This window comes from Belnapia sp. F-4-1, from assembly GCF_000802185.1.
Taxonomy (GTDB): Bacteria; Pseudomonadota; Alphaproteobacteria; order Acetobacterales; family Acetobacteraceae; genus Belnapia.
Genome location: NZ_KN676113.1, coordinates 2,344,217 through 2,361,010, shown reverse-complemented (window position 1 = coordinate 2,361,010; position 16,794 = coordinate 2,344,217). Strand labels below are relative to the sequence as shown.

General features: G+C 62.6%; 12 protein-coding genes and 1 pseudogene. 2 read left to right on the top strand and 11 right to left on the bottom strand.

The genetic code is table 11. The annotated features are described in order from the left end of the window. Positions 1 to 469: 469 nt before the first annotated feature. Positions 470 to 1,867 carry an APC family permease gene (locus LH62_RS29245; RefSeq protein WP_082012493.1) on the bottom strand — a complete coding sequence of 466 codons (1,398 nt, stop codon included), beginning with the start codon at positions 1,865 to 1,867 and terminating at the stop codon, positions 470 to 472. A 301-nt stretch (positions 1,868 to 2,168) separates the two neighbouring features. Here LH62_RS29245 and LH62_RS28265 point away from each other — a divergent pair, with 301 nt between their 5' ends. Together LH62_RS28265 and LH62_RS11330 are read left to right on the top strand one after the other, a co-directional pair. Then, a complete protein-coding gene (locus LH62_RS28265) occupies positions 2,169 to 2,966 on the top strand; it encodes a DUF3489 domain-containing protein (RefSeq protein WP_052214214.1) in 798 nt (265 codons plus the stop codon). Positions 2,967 to 3,152: 186 nt separating this feature from the next. After that, on the top strand, positions 3,153 to 4,397 hold the full coding sequence (locus tag LH62_RS11330) for a serine hydrolase (RefSeq protein WP_043361351.1): 1,245 nt from the start codon (positions 3,153 to 3,155) through the stop codon (positions 4,395 to 4,397). 132 nt (positions 4,398 to 4,529) lie between these two features. On the opposite strand, the gene LH62_RS11325 is transcribed toward LH62_RS11330, so the two are convergent. From LH62_RS11325 to LH62_RS11280, 10 genes and pseudogenes are all read right to left on the bottom strand, one after another. Further along, positions 4,530 to 5,468 (bottom strand): glyoxylate/hydroxypyruvate reductase A, encoded by a 939-nt coding sequence (locus LH62_RS11325; RefSeq protein WP_043361348.1) that lies wholly within the window; start codon positions 5,466 to 5,468, stop codon positions 4,530 to 4,532. A 128-nt stretch (positions 5,469 to 5,596) separates the two neighbouring features. Further along, on the bottom strand, positions 5,597 to 7,180 hold the full coding sequence (locus LH62_RS11320) for a Na+/H+ antiporter (RefSeq protein WP_043361346.1): 1,584 nt from the start codon (positions 7,178 to 7,180) through the stop codon (positions 5,597 to 5,599). 289 nt (positions 7,181 to 7,469) lie between these two features. Then, positions 7,470 to 8,308, bottom strand: a protein-coding gene (locus LH62_RS29240; RefSeq protein WP_144404448.1) for an IS5 family transposase whose coding sequence is annotated in 2 segments (ribosomal slippage) — positions 7,470 to 7,921 and positions 7,921 to 8,308 — 840 coding nt in all. Because the reading frame shifts where the segments join, the coding sequence is not laid out codon by codon here. A gap of 80 nt (positions 8,309 to 8,388) precedes the next feature. After that, entirely contained in the window at positions 8,389 to 8,778 is a 390-nt protein-coding gene (locus LH62_RS11305; RefSeq protein ID WP_082012492.1) for a RidA family protein, read from the bottom strand. Positions 8,779 to 9,085: 307 nt separating this feature from the next. Next, positions 9,086 to 10,456: a CAP domain-containing protein gene (locus LH62_RS28260; protein ID WP_052214205.1), complete on the bottom strand. Its 1,371-nt coding sequence runs from the start codon at positions 10,454 to 10,456 to the stop codon at positions 9,086 to 9,088. Positions 10,457 to 10,721: 265 nt separating this feature from the next. Further along, a pseudogene (locus LH62_RS11295) lies at positions 10,722 to 11,345 on the bottom strand (terminase TerL endonuclease subunit); the annotation flags it as partial. A gap of 95 nt (positions 11,346 to 11,440) precedes the next feature. Beyond that, positions 11,441 to 12,427, bottom strand: a complete 987-nt coding sequence (locus LH62_RS29235; protein WP_255360016.1) for a fatty acid desaturase — start codon at positions 12,425 to 12,427, stop codon at positions 11,441 to 11,443. An 893-nt stretch (positions 12,428 to 13,320) separates the two neighbouring features. After that, positions 13,321 to 15,048 (bottom strand): terminase large subunit, encoded by a 1,728-nt coding sequence (locus LH62_RS11290; protein ID WP_043361338.1) that lies wholly within the window; start codon positions 15,046 to 15,048, stop codon positions 13,321 to 13,323. Further along, positions 15,026 to 15,538 carry a phage terminase small subunit P27 family gene (locus tag LH62_RS28255; protein ID WP_052214201.1) on the bottom strand — a complete coding sequence of 171 codons (513 nt, stop codon included), beginning with the start codon at positions 15,536 to 15,538 and terminating at the stop codon, positions 15,026 to 15,028. The genes LH62_RS11290 and LH62_RS28255 overlap by 23 nt, the downstream gene beginning before the upstream one ends. 1 nt (position 15,539) lies before the next feature. After that, the gene (locus LH62_RS11280; protein WP_043361336.1) at positions 15,540 to 16,784 is read right to left on the bottom strand and encodes a site-specific DNA-methyltransferase; all 1,245 of its coding nucleotides are present in this window, start codon (positions 16,782 to 16,784) and stop codon (positions 15,540 to 15,542) included. Positions 16,785 to 16,794 lie beyond the last annotated feature (10 nt).

The window sequence follows — 16,794 nt, the reverse complement described above, 5'->3', positions numbered from 1 at the left end:
ACACCGATGCTGCCCATTACAACGTGTCCCAGGAGGCTGATAGCGCACCACTGGCGGCGCCTACGGCTCTGGAGCCCCTGGAACTGCCTGCCAGCGCCGAGGCGCCCGCCCTGCACCCTAATCTGCGCGATGCCGCCCGCCGTGTCTTGGCAGCTTGGGACGACGGAGCTAGCGAGCGTACGGATTTGCCGGCAGCCATCGCCGCACTCCGCACCATCCTGGAGAAACCCACCCCGACATCCCATACCGTCGGCCCGCGCAAGCCGCGCGAGGGCACCAAACAGCAGCAGGAGCTCGCTATGCTGCGCCGGCCGGAAGGCGCGACGGTCGCCCAGATCGCCGAGGCCCAGGGGGTGGCAGGCCCACACGGTGCGGGCTTCCGTGCTGACCTGAAGCATCGCCAAAGAATCGTTACCAGACCCTCTGCGCGAAGGATCTGTTGGTACGAGCAAGTCACCCAACCATGCCACTACTCAGTTGGAGAGCAGATCGCCGGCTTTGTGCTGACGGAACGGTTGACTAGCATGGTGACGAACCAAAGCACGACACCTATGGCAAGTAGGATACCGGCCACGCGATATTGCACGGGATCGCGCCCTGTCCAGGGACCAGCAAGAAACGCACATGACGCTGCACCTAACACTGGCAAAAATGTCGGCGTCGTGAAATGCTTTCCATCGACCGCATCCCGGCGAAGTACTAGCACGGCGACATTGACCACCGTAAAAACGCAGAGCAGAAGCAGTGCTGTAGTTCCACCGAGCGCCGGCACCTCACCGACGAAAATAATAAGGCCGAAGCTAAGACACGTCGTAAACGCAATGGCAATGTAAGGGGTGCGCCGCGTTGGGTGCACCTTACCAAGCACCGAAGGCAGCACATGCTCACGGCTCATGCCGTAAATCAAACGACTTGCCATTAGCATATTGATCAGTGCGCTATTTGCCACCGCGAACATCGTAATAATGCCGAAGATCCAGAGTGGAAAGCTCGGCGCGCCTGCCGCAACCACCTGGAGGAGTGGCGTCTCGCCTTCACCAAGCCGCTCAGGGGAAACCAGGGTGATTGCCGAGACTGACACAAGCACATAAATCAGCGCCGTGATAGTAAGGCCGGTAAGCAGTACCTTTGGAAAATGACGAACGGGATCCTTACACTCTTCGGCCATGTTGACTGCGTCTTCAAAGCCAACCATAGCAAAAAAAGCGAGTGTAGTGCCTGCCACAACCGGCCAAAACATCCCGGTGTCGCCACTTTTAGACTGCACGACACGTGCCACATCGCCTTGGCCGGACCCGATCGCCCAAAAGCCGATCACAATGATGATGAGCAGACCACTAAGCTCCACGCAGGTGAGAACAACATTTGCTTTGACGCTCTCACCAACACCGCGAAAATTGACGACCGCTACAAGGGCCATGAAGCCTAGCCCAAGCAGTGTAATGCCGGCACCGCTCGAGAGACTTAGGCCGAAGACGTTTGACATATTGGCAGCGAAAGCGCGCGAAGCTGTTGAGGCTGAAGTGATGCCAGAGCACATCACCGCAAAAGCGACGATAAACGTGACGAAATGAATGCCAAAAGCCTTGTGGGTGTATAGAGCGGCGCCTGCCGCCTTGGGATATTTGGTAACCAGCTCGAGGTAGCTGAACGCAGTAATCAGCGCGACGACAAATGCGGCAAGGAAGGGAAGCCAGACGATACCACCGACCTGCCGCGCCACCTGGCCTGTCAGGGCATATATGCCGGTGCCAAGAATATCCCCTACGATAAAGAGCAGGAGTAGCCATGGCCCTATGACCCTGTGGAGGCTCGGCTCCGAGGCAGTTGGAGATTGGGTGTCTGTGGTCACGGCGGTGCCCGTCATCGACTTTCCTTTTTGACTGACCGCTGGTGAGCAGTATCACTGGACGCAGTGTCCTACTTGCGCTGCCATCCAGCAACAAGATTACCCCCAGGCGACCGATAGGACGACTGATTGGCCCGTTTGGCCAACGATGCCGGATTGGCAAACGCATTGTTGGCTGAGCCAGCGCTTCTCTGCTTCCCTCCGCGCTGACGTTGAGCGAAGTGTGGCACGCGCGCAGAGGGTGATCGCCAGCGCGTTGCCCCGACCACCCTTGAGGCGGGGCCTTGGGCAGTAGCACCCGGCTGACCAGGAGCCCGCCATGATGCCTACCCCAACGCAAGCTGCGATCCTCGCTGCCGCGCTACAGCACCCGCAGCACCTCGTGACCCCGCCGGCCCGGCTCGCACCGGCGCCGCGCGACGCCATCCGCCGGAGCCTCCTCGCCAAAGGCTTTATCGAGCCGGCAGCGATGAAGGCGCCGGATGAGAACATGACCTGGAAGGTGAACAGCGTCTCGGCACACTACCGCTTGGCCAAAGCGGGGCTGCGCGCTGCTGTCGGGACCGTCCACGGGGGCACCTCGGCAGAAGCCCTTACGACGGCCCCAGACACGCTTAAGGCGCAAAAGACCGCTCTGCCCGCCCAGGAGCCGCTCGCTGCACCCACTGAGGCCTCTCCAGCGCTCCCGACCCGGCAGGGGCTACGCGCCGCAGCGGAGGCCGTGCTGGCCGCCTGGAACAATGCGGAGGCCCGAGAGGTGCACCTTCCCGATGCGGTCGCCGCGTTGCGGGCCGCCCTCGCCGGCAAGCTCACCCGGACGGCGCGCGATCCTGCCCAACCTCGCAAGCCGCGTGAGAGCACCAAGCAGCAGCAGGTGCTCGTCATGCTGCGCCGGCCGGAAGGCGCCACCGTTACCCAGATCGCCGAAGCCACCGGATGGCAAGCCCACACGGTTCGCGGCTTCTTCGCCGGGCTAAAGAAGCGTCAGGGCCTCGCGGTCGAAGCAGCCAAGCGGGTCCGACAGGTTGGCCCCGGCAAGGAGGGCGCCAAGGGCAGCTACACCGTCTACCGCATCCGGAGGCAGGCTGATGCGGCCGACGCTGCACGGCGCTGCTAAGCTCGCAACTGGGCTATATCGGGTCTCGACCCCGAACGGGGCCAGAGCGGGCTCGCGCTGGAAGCACAGCAGGTGAGCGCCCGAGCATTATCGCCGCTAGCTTTCGCAATCCTCCACCGCGGCCAGTGAGAGACGTAGAATCCTCATAGATGGCGGGCTACGCTTTCTGCTGGAGGGAATGAATTCATGAACAAACTACTTTTTGCAACGTTGATGCTATTTAGCCTGCCGGCGCTTGCAGCCGACCCGCTGCCCCTTGTGCCGCCGGACAGCGTCGGCCTTTCACCCGAACGGCTGGCCCGCATTGGCACCACGATTGAGACAGAAGTGCGCGAAGGGCGAATGCCAGGCGCCGTTGTCGCCATCGCTCGCCGTGGCAAGCTAGCCTACTATGAGGCCTTCGGGTTTCAGGATGGTAACCGTACGCGAACGATGCCGCGGGATGCCATCTTCCCAATCGCCAGCATGACCAAGGTGTTGACCGGGGCCACGCTGATGTCGGTGCTGGAGGAAGGCCGCCTCTCGCTGAACGACCCTGTCAGCCGGTTCTTCCCAGCTCTGGGCAGCATGAGAGTGGCCGCTGACGGCAATCCCGAAAAGACTGTGCCCGCCGAGCGCCCGATCCGGTTGATCGATCTCGCCCGTCATACATCGGGAATCGTGTACGGCAACCGCGGCAACACCGCGGCCCATCAGCTTTGGCAACGCACCCTGGGCGGCTACGCGCGGATGAGCGGCTCGGACTTCATTGCCGCCATGGCGAAGCTCCCGCTATTGCACCAACCCGGTACGTATTGGGAGTACGGCCTCTCCATCGACGTGCTGGGCCTCGTGATCGAGGAGCGCACCGACAAGTCGCTCGGCGAAGCAATGGCCGACCGTATTCTAAGGCCGCTCGGGATGCAGGACACAGGCTTTGTAGTGCCCGAAGGCCAGCGCAGCCGGTACGCTACGCCGCTGCCAACAGACCCGCTGACCGGCCAACCGCAGGAGATGCGGGTCGGCCTTGTCGCGTCAGGCTTTGAGGGCGGCGGCGGTCAGGCCGTCTCGACAGCAGCTGACTATATTCGTTTCGCACAGATGCTGCTGAACGGCGGCACCCTCGAGGGCAGGAGGGTGCTTTCGCGCAAGAGCGTTGAGGAGATGACGCGCGATCACCTTCATTCGGAGATCGCCAACCGTGTACCAACAACCGAGCCTCACCTGACAAACTTCGGCTTTGGGGTCACCGTGGCAGTGCGGCGTGAGGGCGGTTCGGATGTGCTCGGTAGCCCTGGGATGTTCACCTGGAATGGCGCTTATGGCACTGCCATGTGGGTCGATCCAAAGGAAGATCTTGCCGTGGTATTTATGGCGAGCACGCCTGGGCTGATACGGCAGCACTACCGCCGCGTGCTCAACGCGCTTGTCTATGGCGCCATCGCAGATTGAGGCTTTCGGACCGCGACTTACAGGCCGAGTAGCTAATACGTGGTCTTGCTGTGATGCTGCATTGAATGTTCACGTTGAGCGGCGAGCTGAGCATTAGACGTAGCGAGGGCGGTGGCCGGCCCACCGCCCTCTTCAGTACCCCATCACCTTGTCGACTTCCTGCAGAAGGCCGCCGCCAGCTTCGAAGCTTGTGATATTCGCCACAATCTCAGAGGCGAGTTGGCGGACCGTCGGCCGCCGGGCGACATGCGGCATTATGGTCACTTTCGGATGCAGCCATAACGGACTGTCGGGCGGCAGTGGTTCGGGATACAGCGCATCGAGCGCGGCATGGCTGAGTTGCCCAGAATCCAGTGCGGCAACCAGGTCGGCATCGACGACATGTCTGCCACGCCCAAGGTTGATGACCATCGCCCCCTGCGGCATCTGCGAGAAAGTGCTTGCGCAGAGTATACCCTCGGTCTCACGAGTCAGTGGCAGAAGGCAGACCGCGATATCGGTCTGTCGCAGGAAAACTTCCAACTGGCCCCGACCGTGGGAAATTGGGACTTCGGCGTCCGGCTTAGGGCTGCGCACCCAGGCCGAGACCGGAAAGCCAAGCGATTTCAGCACTAGCGCCGGCGCTCGTGCCATCAGCCCGAGGCCCAGAAAACCAATGCGACGCGCGTCGGGCCGCTTGATGGGTTGGCGCAGCCATTCGCGCCTGGCTTGCGCTTGCTCATAGAGGGGCATCTCGCGGTGCAGACGCAGCACATGCATGAGCACGTACTCTGTCATCATCGGGTCACCGCCTGCCGGCTCGATCTTTCCAAGCGGCACATTGGGCATTCTCGGTTGGTCGACAAAGGCTTCGACACCGGCGGAGCGGCTAAACATCGCCTTGAGATTCGGCAGCGGCGGGATCGCGTCGAGGTCTGGGTGCATGAAGGTCAAATAAGTGATCTCTGACGTGTCCCCGACATCTGGGAAGATGCGGACCTCCATGTCAGGCAGCAGCTCAGCGAGCGTTTCGCGCCAGCTTTGCGCGCTGCCGACCTCACCGATGTCCAGCCCATAGATCAACAGCGCCATGACGGTTTCTCCTCGTCGCGTCCGCAGTAGAGCGCGTTACCATTATCGTTGACCAGGGCTGGGGCAACCGCAGCAGTCCTCCCGACCTCCGCCAACACCGATGCGCCGCCAAATCTAAGGAACGTAGATCAACCCTTTGCCGCGATTGCAATGAGCTCTTCAAGGTCGAGATCACGCTCTAGGTCGTGAAGCGTTTCGTCGTCGATCTGCCGCGCCCGGTGAAGGCGGACGAGCTCGGCACGTCCGGCCGCAACGGCGGCAAGGATGACATCGTAGTGGGCAGCGATACTTTGGTCACGTTCCTCTGGGCTTCCAAGAAACTCCGCTGAGAGAGTCGCCCGCCGCCGATAGCTGTCGAGCAGGCGCGGGTGGAGAAGCGAACCGTCTGACGCGTAGGCCATACGCTCGACCTCGACGAACTGCGCCTTGAGCATGGCAACCTCTGCAGCAAAGAGATCGAGCGGCGGCTTACTGCGTTCGTCTTCCTGAAGCCCAGCTATGCGTATCACAAGACCAAGCGTCATGCCTTGAAGGATCACTGTCACTAGGATGACGGCAAACGCCGCTACCAGCATCAGGTCGCGTCCTGGCATGGTTTCGGGCAGGGATAATGCCACCGCAAGCGTCACCACGCCGCGCATCCCCGCCCAACTCATCACGCATGCGGCCCGCGAACCCAGGGGCTCCACCCCACGCCAACCTGCTCGATTTAGAAGTCCTAGGATAGCGTCCGAGCCAAAGATCCAAGCGAAGCGGGCGAGCGTGACGGCGGCAATGATTGCCGCGACCGACCACGCCATGTCCTCTATGACGACACTGATCCCGCCGACACGGTCGATCACTCCACGCAGCGATAGGCCAATCAGGACGAACACGGCCGCCTCGAGCAGGGAAATCATCACCTGCCAGAACGAGAGGGCACGGATACGGACGCTCGCTGTCAGAATGACGTGCTGGTACCAGCCACAAACCAGACCCGCCGTCACGGTTGCAATGACGCCCGAAGCATGCAGCTTCTCGCCAGCGAGATAACTTGCCCAGCACACCAGCACAGAGGCAGCAATCATCAGCTGGTCGTCACCGAGGCGGCGGAGCAGCAGAACCCAGGCCGCTCCGATGACGCCACCGACTACGATTCCGCCGCCTACAAGGACAGCAAAACTGCCTACCGCCTCGCCGAGACTGAAGGCTCCGGTGACAGCGGCCGCCACCGCAAATCGAAACAGCACGATCCCTGTCGCATCATTGAGGAGGCTTTCGCCTTCCAAAAGAGTACCAAGCCGACGCGGCAGCTTCACGCGTTGCAGGACTGCTCTGGCTGAAACGGCGTCAGGCGGCGAGACGATAGCGCCCAAGGCGACGCATGCTGCCCAAGGGAGATCTGGCAGGACCAGCTTCGTAACCACTGCAACGACCGCCGCTGTGAACAGCACCGCGCCGACCGCGAGCGAAGTTATACCGCCGAGATGGCGGCGGAACGGGGCCAGTGCCGTAAACCAAGCGCCATCCATTAGGAGCGGCGGAAGGAAGATGACCAGCACCAGTTCCGGATCAAGTTCTACGGTTGGGAGACCAGGAACGAAGGCAAGCGCGCCGCCACCCAGGAGAAGAGCAACCGCTGGCGGCAGCCTCAAGCGGAGAGCTACGTACTGTAAGACGAGGACCGCCAGGAACATGCCGACGATCAGTTCGAATAGCTCTACCGAGTGCATGTTTTCCCAAACCGTATGAGCGACGGAGTCAATGATTAGTGCGAGAGCAAGCCTCCTTTATTCACTATCGATCGGAGGCCATTGTTTGGTGGTGAACAGCGCAGGCGGGTTACTACGAAACACCGCCTGCCTCGCCACGGTGATGTCCGTAAGCCTGACTGTGCCACTCAGCCGGCAGTAGCCGCGGCTCAAAATTCACCCGCGTGGTCTGACGACTTCCTACCCATCTCCGTCGAATGTGCTGCACAAGCGAGACGAGCTGCAACGGCGGCTTAGAGTCCGTCCGGGATCATGTGGTTTTCTGACATAGCCTTCGGAGCATGCGACGGACGGAAGCCCAGCGCAGGAAGGCAAGCGCGCGACGGTTCAGGCACTCCCAATCCTTGGCCAATCGTCGGCAGCGATTGAGCCAGGCGATGGAGCGCTCGACAATCCACCGCTTCGGCAGCACGACGAACTTGCGCAACTCGGACCGCTTGACGATCTCGAGGTTGATCTGGCGACAAGTCGTGCGCAGTCCGGCCTGGAAGTTGGCGCCCTGGTACCCGCCGTCGGCGTAGAGCTTCAGCAGGAAGGGGTAGAGGCCGAACAGCGAGCCCATCAGCAGCACGCCACCATCGCGGTCCTGGATGTCGGCGGCGTGGATGATGGCCTGCATCAGCAGACCTTGGGTGTCGACCAGGACGTGCCGCTTCTTGCCTTTGATCTTCTTGCCCGCGTCGTAGCCCGAGGGGTCGATGCAGCGCCCCCTTTTTCCGCACTCTTCACGCTCTGGCTATCGATGATTGCCGCCGTCGGGCTGGCCTCGCGTCCAGCCTGCTCCCGGCACAGCACGTAGAGCGCGTAGTGGATGCGGTCGAGCGTCCGGTCCTCATCCCAGCGCCGGAGGTAGTCGTTCACCGTGCTCCGCGGCGGCAGGTCTTTCGGCAGCGCCGCCCATTGGCAGCCGGTGCTCAGGATGTACATCACCCCATTCAGCACCGCGCGCACGTCGATCGTCCGCTTGTTGCCGCCGCCCTTCGCACCCGGGATCAAAGGGCTGATCATCGACCACTCCTCGTCGGTCAGATCACTCGGGTAGCGGAGCTTGCTGCGGTCGTATTTCGGCCGGTTCTCGGGTGTCCACATGCACGCTCTTCTTCCGGCCATCGCCGTTAAGAGCCAATCACAACCGATTCAGATCATTCAATCTGTTCCCGGATGGACACTTAGCCGGCAGCCTCCACGTCTACCTCGATGACAAAGCGCGGGTCGGCAAGGCCGGCGACGAGCAGCAGGGTGGAAGCGGGCTCCATTTCGCCGAGGAAGGTCTCTCGATGCGCCCGCCACGCTGGGATGCCGGCGCGATCGGTAAGGTAGATCGTGACCTTGACGATGTCCGCTGCTGTTAGCCCCTCGGAGGTCAAAGCGGCTTGAATGTTCCGGACCACCTGCGCGGCCTGCTCGCCCGCGTCCTCCGAGACGGATCCGTCCGGCCGCACTCCGACTTGTCCTGAAAGCACGACGCGCCGTGACCCCGGCGCAACGCCGACCACGTGCGAGTACCGCCCGAGCGGCGCATGCAGCTCCTTTGGGTTAAACCGGCTGATCCTAGGCATCTGCCTCGTCCTTCCATCCGCTTCGGCAGCTTACTTTAGCCGGCGCCCCGCCTCCAACCCGGACTTGGATTGAGACCGGCCGAGCAGCACCACGATGGAGGAGAGCGCCCTAGGGTACCGAACCCCAGATCTCGTTCACTAGTGGGTCAGCTGCCTCGAGATGGGCTATTCTGGGCACTTCCCGGATGGCCACATGAGATGGCCATCTGATTGTCCTACCGTTCGAAGTGGAGCGGTGCTGCGTTTGCTTACTGCACACCTGCAAAGCCTTGCCAATCTCCTGGCCAGGCATCTTCGTGGGCACAGTTCAGATGAACCAGCCATCCGTCTCGAGGGCCTCAGTGGAGTTGGGGCGCCCGAAGTCCTCCGTCACGAAGATGGCCGCTCGTCCGTTATAGTTACCTTGCGTCAAACCGATCCCGATTTCGGTGTAGTTCGCATTCAGGATATTGGCCTTGTGGCCTGGACTGTTCATAAGGTTGTTGTGCAGCTGCTGCACGTCGGCTTCGTCCAACGTCGCCGCTCCGGACCCGCTGATGTAGGCGATGTTCTCGCCCCAGGCTGTTGCGCCGTAACCAGCTGCCTTGATGCGGTCACCGACGGTGCTGCCATTGGCCCCGGTGTGCGAGAATACATCCGCGGTCAGCATCCAATCGCTATGCGCGCCCGCCGCCTTGACCAGCTCGGCGTCGAAGGCGAGCGGTTTCACCCCCACCTCAGCCCGCGACGCGTTCACGAGCTGCAGGAAGTATGCCTCCATCGATATCACACCGGACTTGTCTGGGGTTGACGTTGGAGCGGTGCTGACTTCGGTGAAACTGAATGCCGCGGTTCCGGCGCTCATCAGGTCCAGATCGGCACCGCTGACCGCTTTCCCGTTGTAGGTTGCGCCCTCGACATAGAGATTGCGGTCGGCGGTCGCGGTTCCGCCCCATGCGTCATTGAAAAATTTCACTTCCACCCGGTGGGCACCCGCGGCCCAATCACCCCTGAGGGTGAGGGTATCAGCAGCGCCAACTGAATGCAGGGCCGAGGCGGTGAAGGTGCCACCGATCTGACGGCCATCAATGCTGACCGTGTACTGGGCGTCGCCCTGGTAGTGATCCTGGGCGATCCTCAGGACAAGAGTGTCAGAGCCCGTGCCCGCGCTCAGGGACACTGGCAGCTTCGTCGTAGGCGCCGGGGTGGTCGGGGTTGGCGCTTGGGTGATCTCGTCCGGTTCAGCGGCCTCGGTCGAGTTCGGACGACCGAAGTTCTCTGTGACCATCACCGCTGGACGGCCATTGTAGTCACCCTGGACCAGGCCGATCCCGACTTCGGTGAAGTTGGCGCTCAGGATGTTGGCTTTGTGCCCCGGGCTGTTCATGAGGTTCGTGTGCAGCTGTTGCACGTCGGCCTCGTCTAGAGTGGCCGCTCCTGACCCACCAATATAGGCGATATTCTCGCCCCAGGTTGACGCCCCGTAGCCGGCGGCGTTGATGCGGTCCCCTGGCGAACTCCCGTTGACGCCTGTGTGGGAGAACACGTCCTGCGCGATCATCCATTCGCTGTGGGTTCCGGAGGCACTGACCAACTCGCCATCGAAGGCGAGTGGTTTGACCCCCGCCTGCACGCGCGACTGATTTACAAGTTGCAGGAAGTATGCCTCGAAGGCAGTTGGGATCACGGTGTCCGGCATGGGCTCGCCCCTAGGATGTTTTAGTGCACACTCTCTCAGCGAGAGTTTTGATAATGTTAAGCGACCATAAGTTTATATAGCCGCGCAACTCAAGCGCTAATTTTCCGCAACGATCTTCCTTGTCATGAGCTGAGACGTCGCTAGGTAAGCCCGCATCGTCGTTGGATTGTTCTTACCGGTCGCCGTGGCTTGCCCAATTCGATCCCCGAGAGACACCGTCAGGAATGTCGCGTCTTGAGACAAGTGACCCATTAGGTTCATCGCCTCACGCCGGCCACAACTCCGCCCGCTCAAAGATGCTGGTGAACTGCTCCGGCTCAGTCATCGAGCGTCCGACCGCCATGATAAGCGCGACGGCGGCGTCGATCTTCTGCTCCGGTCGCGCCTTGGTCGGGTAGAGGTTGCCCCGCCGATCCGGCTTGCCGACCACGTTGCCGATGCACCACTCCAGCACCGGATTGCCGTCATGCTGGACGCGGCCGGAGCGCATAGCGGCATCGAGCTCGATGATCGCCGGCGAGAAGTTCGCCGTAGTCGAGCGGAACTCCACCATCTCGATGTCCTGCGCCCGAAGCCGCTGCGCCAACTGCGTCGATTGCCATGGATCATAACCGACACTGACGATCCGGAAGCGACGGCTGAACTCCAGGATGTCGTCCTCGATCGCCTGGAAGTCGGTCTCGTTGCCGGGCGTCAGCACGAGGTGCTCGGTCGCTGTCCAGCCCGGGTACGAGGCATTCCGCGCCTCCAGCACAGCCTCCTCGTTCAGGTAGTAGCGGGCGAAGGCGGCGTAGGTCGTCTTCCCCGTCTCGCGGCAGGCCTGCGGGAAGACCAGGGCCAGTGCCGCCAGGTCGGTGCGGCTGGCGAAGTCGAGGCCGAGATGGCACTCCTGCCCTCGAAGTCCTCAAGCCGCAACTTCGGGCTGCGGCATGCATCGTCGGGGAAAGGCTGCTTTTCGTCAGAGAAGCGCGTTAGCTGTCTGGGCTAATGGCGAATAGCGTCCCGGGCTGTGGCAGCAAGGGATGCAAGATTGCTGTCGATTGCCTGAAAAAGCCCCCATGACTCGAAGTAGCCACTCGGGAAGCCTGGAGAACCCGCTTCGAGGTCCTCCTGCCGCGCATGGATGTAATCGGTCCAACGGCGCGTAGCCGGCCTGCGATGATGAAAGTCGTGACAAGGCGCATCACCGACCAGTACGAAAATCCGAGCAAAGAGGTGAACAGTAAGCATCTTAGACCACCAAATTGCCCAGCTAAGCACGCTTGCAACGGTCGAGGCGCTCATCTCTGGGGGCGAGACGCCGGGGAACACGCCGGTTGTCGCGTGGCAGACAAATGCTCGGTCGCGCGTGGAGATCAGGTCTGCTTCTGGGAAGCGGTGTTCACATAGGATCCGGAGGACCGTCGCAGCCTGCAGCAGGATGGTAACGGGCAGGACCAGCGCGACTGACAACTCGAACAATGTACCTGTTGCAGCTGCAACGAGTAAGAGGGAACCCCAAGTGATACGCCCAACGAGGTCGTGTGCCTTGTCCCCAGTAAATAGGCTGGCCCGAACACGACGAAGGAGGAACCGCGAGTGAAAGACGGGCGAGACGAGGTTCGTGCCAATACGTCTCCATGCCTCTCGCTTCGGCATGCCTGGCTCTAACCCACACAGGCCGAGCACAAAGTCGGCAAACTCATCCTCTTCAGTGAGCAGCTTTTTCGGGCTGTGGTGCAGCATGTGCTCACGCTGGTAATCATCAAATCTTTTGAAGAGAAGCAGCGCTGAGATAAGCCTTCCAACTCGGCGATTGCGCTCACGCGTACGAAAAACTGTGCCATGGGAACAGTGATGAAAAATGATCACCTGAAAAATCCCAAGGCCGCAGCTTGTGGCAAGGAGGCCAAGAGGTAGCAGAAGCCATACCCAATAAGGAGGCTCGACAAGTAGCAGTGGGCACAAGCTTAAGCCGCAACCCACTAGCATCCAAGCCAACGCACTCACGACAAAACTGCTAGCTGAGCGAGGTGACGCGGTCTCACCGGGCGCTGGTCTCGCCGTGAGCCAAGTCAGGAACGGCTGGACAACAGCCGGAAGCCGTTCTGACATTTGTGCCCTTGGGTCCGTTTGATGTTTTATCGAAACACGAGGTTGGTCAGCAACTGTCGATGGACCAACGAACGTCATAAGGTATGCTCTCCCTGGCTTACGGCACGGCATCGCACCGTATTCAAACCAAGAAGTAGCAAGAGAGTTCTGTTTCGTATACAATTTGGCGAAAGCTACCGTTGGCGCTTACACCTGGGTACGCGCACGCGGCCCTTCACAGCCTTAGCAGGCTTGTCCAAAGATTTGAGCCTCTCAACGTGGGCTGAGCGATGTATGTCGCCCTGAAGCGGCTAGCTACAACCTCGGGCATGGTCACTGGCCCGAAGTACCGATCACCACACATGTCCGATGGTGAGCAGATGATTGTGCCGTCTTGCCACTCGCGGCAGTCAGCCTTCTCAGGCCAGTCATCCCCTCGCCAAAGCAGTGGGCGCAATCCTGTTGCATCCTCCACCCAATGCCATCCACTGCATTCAGGCTTATCTGGAACTCCATTCCATTTAACGGTCATTGCCCGCCTCCATCAAGCGCACGACAAAAAAGCATAACACTGCTGAAGGTCTGTCCTTAGCTTTTATCAAAGCAACATTCTGGCAACATGGAGTTTTCCAGCGCCCCAAAACGCTGCTCTTAAGCAAGCCATTCGCAAACAAGTAAAAGAAATTTGTCTCTAATGCGTGTAAATCTTATTTAAGATATTGCTTTACTGCTGAACGAGAGGTCCTGCTAATCACTACGTCTATAACTCCGTTTGCTACTCCCATATTGCCTCACGCCTGCCACAACTCCGCCCGCTCAAAGATGCTGGTGAACTGCTCCGGCTCAGTCATCGACCGACCAACCGCCATGATCAGCGCCACGGCTGCGTCGATCTTCTGCTCCGGGCGCGCTTTGGTCGGGTAGAGGTTGCCTCGCCGGTCCGCCTTGCCGACGACATTCCCGATACACCACTCCAGCACCGGGTTGCCGTCATGCTGGAGGCGGCCCGAGCGCATGGCAGCGTCAAGCTCGATAATCGCCGGCGAGAAGTTCGCGGTTGTCGAGCGGAACTCGACCATCTCGATGTCCTGCGCCCGGAGCCGCTGCGCCAGCTGCGTCGATTGCCAAGGGTCATAGCCAACGCTCACGATACGAAAGCGGCGTCTGAGCTCCAGGATGTCGTCCTCGATGGCCTGGAAGTCGGTCTCGTTGCCGGGTGTCAGCACGAGGTGCTCGGCTGCGGCCCAGCCGGGGTAGGCGGCATTGCGGGCCTCGAGCACAGCCTCCTCGTTCAGGTAGCAGCGGGCGAAGGCGGCATAGGTCGTCTTGCCGATCTCCCGGCAGGTCTGGGGAAAGACCAGGGCGAGCGCCGCCAAGTCGGTGCGGCTGGCAAGGTCGAGGCCGAGGTGGCACTCCTGCCCCTCAAACTCCTCCAGGCGCAGGTCGGGGTTGCGGCAGGTCTGCCAAGCGCGCATCGAGAACAGCGCCTCATCGGCCCCGGACCAGATGTTCAGGTGTCGAGTCCGGGCGGCGGTCTCCTGCGCTAGGTTGTTCCGCGCCTGCTTCATAATGGCGCGGATGGCGTCCGGCTGCACCGCTTGGCCCCAGCTCGGGTTCGCCTTGATCCAGGTCGCCTCGTCCCAGGGGTCATCCTCCGGGTCGGCGGCATAGATCAGCGTGAACAGCCGCTCATCCTCCTGGGCGCCCTCCAGCACCCGGACGCCGTAGTCCCAGAGCTGCTTGCCGATGCCCGTGGTGTTGCCGGTCGCCGTGCTGATGGACAGCAACAGCGGATGCCGCCGCTTGCCCATGGCGGTCAGCAGCACGTCATAGACCTCGGACGTCTTGTGCGAGGCGATTTCATCGCAGACCGCCACCTGGACATTGAGGCCGTCCAGCGCCTTGGCGTCCGAGGAGACGGGGGCGAACTTGGACGCGGTCGCCTCCTGGTATAGCGCATTGGCGCCGACACCGACCCCGAAGGCCTGGCGAAAAGCCCCTGTTCTCCTCGCCATCTGCTGGGCGGCATCGAACAGGATCCGGGCCTGATCCCGCGTCACCGCCGCAGCATAGCCCTCAGCACCCCCCTCACCCTCGACGAAGGTCAGGTACAGCGCGATCGGCGCGGCGAGCGTCGTCTTGCCGTTGCCGCGGGGGACGAACACCACCGCCTGGCGGAACCGGCGCGTGGTGGTGCCTCGCTCGACGAAGCCGAAGAGGTTGGCGAAGACCAGCTTCTGCCACGCCATGAGCCGCAACGGCTGGCCGGCCTCTGGGCCCTTGATGTTCGGCATCTGCCCGGCGAACAGCAGCGCTGCCTCGACCAAATCAGGGCGAAAGGCCCAGGGCCCCTGCCCTGCCTCGGCCGCGGCCTTGTCACGCAAGAAGCGCGCACAGGCGAGCACTGCCAGCCGCCCGGCCGGGATGGCGCCACCCACCACCGCCTCGGCATAGGCGACCGCCTCAGCGACGCCCTGCGGGGCAGCTACGGCATGGTTAGCCAGCGTCCTTGCCGCCATGGATCACCTTCAGCTGGCTCCAGGGGGACTGCTCCTCGGCCGGCTCCTGAGCACCAGCTGCCAGGCGGGGTCGAGCCGCGGGCGAGAAGCCGAGCTCCGAGGCGGCTTTGATCATCAGCGCCGCTGCGCGGTTCATGATGCCGATGTAGGGCGACTGCACCGGCGTGCCGTCCCGGGTCTTCGTCAGCAGCGGCAGGCTGGTGTTCTGGTCGAGCTGCGCCTGCATCGTGGCCGCGGTGCGGTAGCGCGCCTCAGCCTCGACCCAGATCGCCAGCAGCCCGCGGTCGATCTGCTTCAGCAGGCCACGCGGCGCGTGCTCGAGGGCGTAGCGCCAGCCGGCCTGCTGCGCCTCGGTCATCCAGGCTGGCGGCTCGGGCAGCAGGTCGCCGGTGGCCTCGGGCTCGCCGGCGCGGCTCTTCCCGTGGCGGGTGGCGTTCAGGGTGCCGCGGAGCTTGTGCAACTCGGTCGGGACGGGCTTGCGGCCGCGCATCTCAGGCCGCCTCAGCGGTGGGGAACGGCAGGCCATCGCCCTCTCGAACAGCCTGCTGGCCGGTGAACGCCTGCCACCGCAGCACGGCCACGTCGACGTAGGCCGGCGAGAGCTCGATGGCGTGGCATGACCGGCCCGTCATCTCGGCGGCGATCAGGGTGGTGCCCGAGCCGCTGAAGGGCTCGTAAACCGCCTGGCCGGGGCTGGAGTTGTTCTCGATCGGCCGGCGCATGCACTCGACCGGCTTCTGGGTGCCGTGCACCGTCTCGGCATCCTGACCGCGGCTGGCGATCTGCCAGAGGGTCGTCTGCTTGCGGTCGCCCGCCCAGTGGCCGCCAGCAGCCTTGCGGACAGCGTACCAGCAGGGTTCGTGCTGCCAATGGTAATGACCGCGGCCGAGAACCAGCCGATCCTTGGCCCACACGATCTGGGCGCGGATCTCGAAGCCACAGGCGGTGAGGCTCTCGGCCACGGCACCGGCGTGGAGGGCGCCATGCCAGACATAGGCCACCTCGCCCGGAAACAGCGCCCAGGCGTCGCGCCAGTCGGCTCGGTCGTCATTGGCCACTGCTCCTGTCCGACGGGTGGTGCTGAGGCCGGCACGGTTGCGCCAGGCGGGGTCGTACTCGACGCCATAGGGCGGGTCGGTGACCATCAGATGCGGCTGGACGCCGCCCAGAGCGGCTGCGACGGCCTCCGGGGTAGTGCTGTCACCACACGCCAGCCGATGCCGCCCGAGCAGCCATACGTCGCCAGGGCGCGTCACCGGCTCGGCAGGCGTCTCTGGCACGGCGTCGGGGTCGGTGAGGCCGGCGGTGCCCTCGACCAGCAGCGAGGTGAGCTCGTTGTCGCCGAAGCCGATCAGGGACAGGTCGGCGCCCATGCCCTGAAGGTCGGCAAGCTCGGCCCGCAGCAGCGCCTCGTCCCAGCCGGCATTCAGGGCCAACTTGTTGTCGGCTAGCACGTAGGCGCGCTTCTGAGCGTCGCTCCAGCCGCGGGCGACCACGACCGGCACCTCAGGGAGGCCGAGCTGCCGCGCGGCGAGGATGCGGCCGTGGCCGGCGATGATGCTGCCCTCCTCGTCGACCAGCACCGGTGTCGTCCAGCCCCACTCGCGGATGCTGGCGGCGATCTGGGCTACCTGCGCGTCGCTGTGGGTGCGGGCGTTCCGGGCGTAGGGGATGAGACTGCCGACAGAGCGGCGCTCGACGGCGTTAGCGGGCCAGGTCTGGGCGATATGGCTCATAACGGCCCCG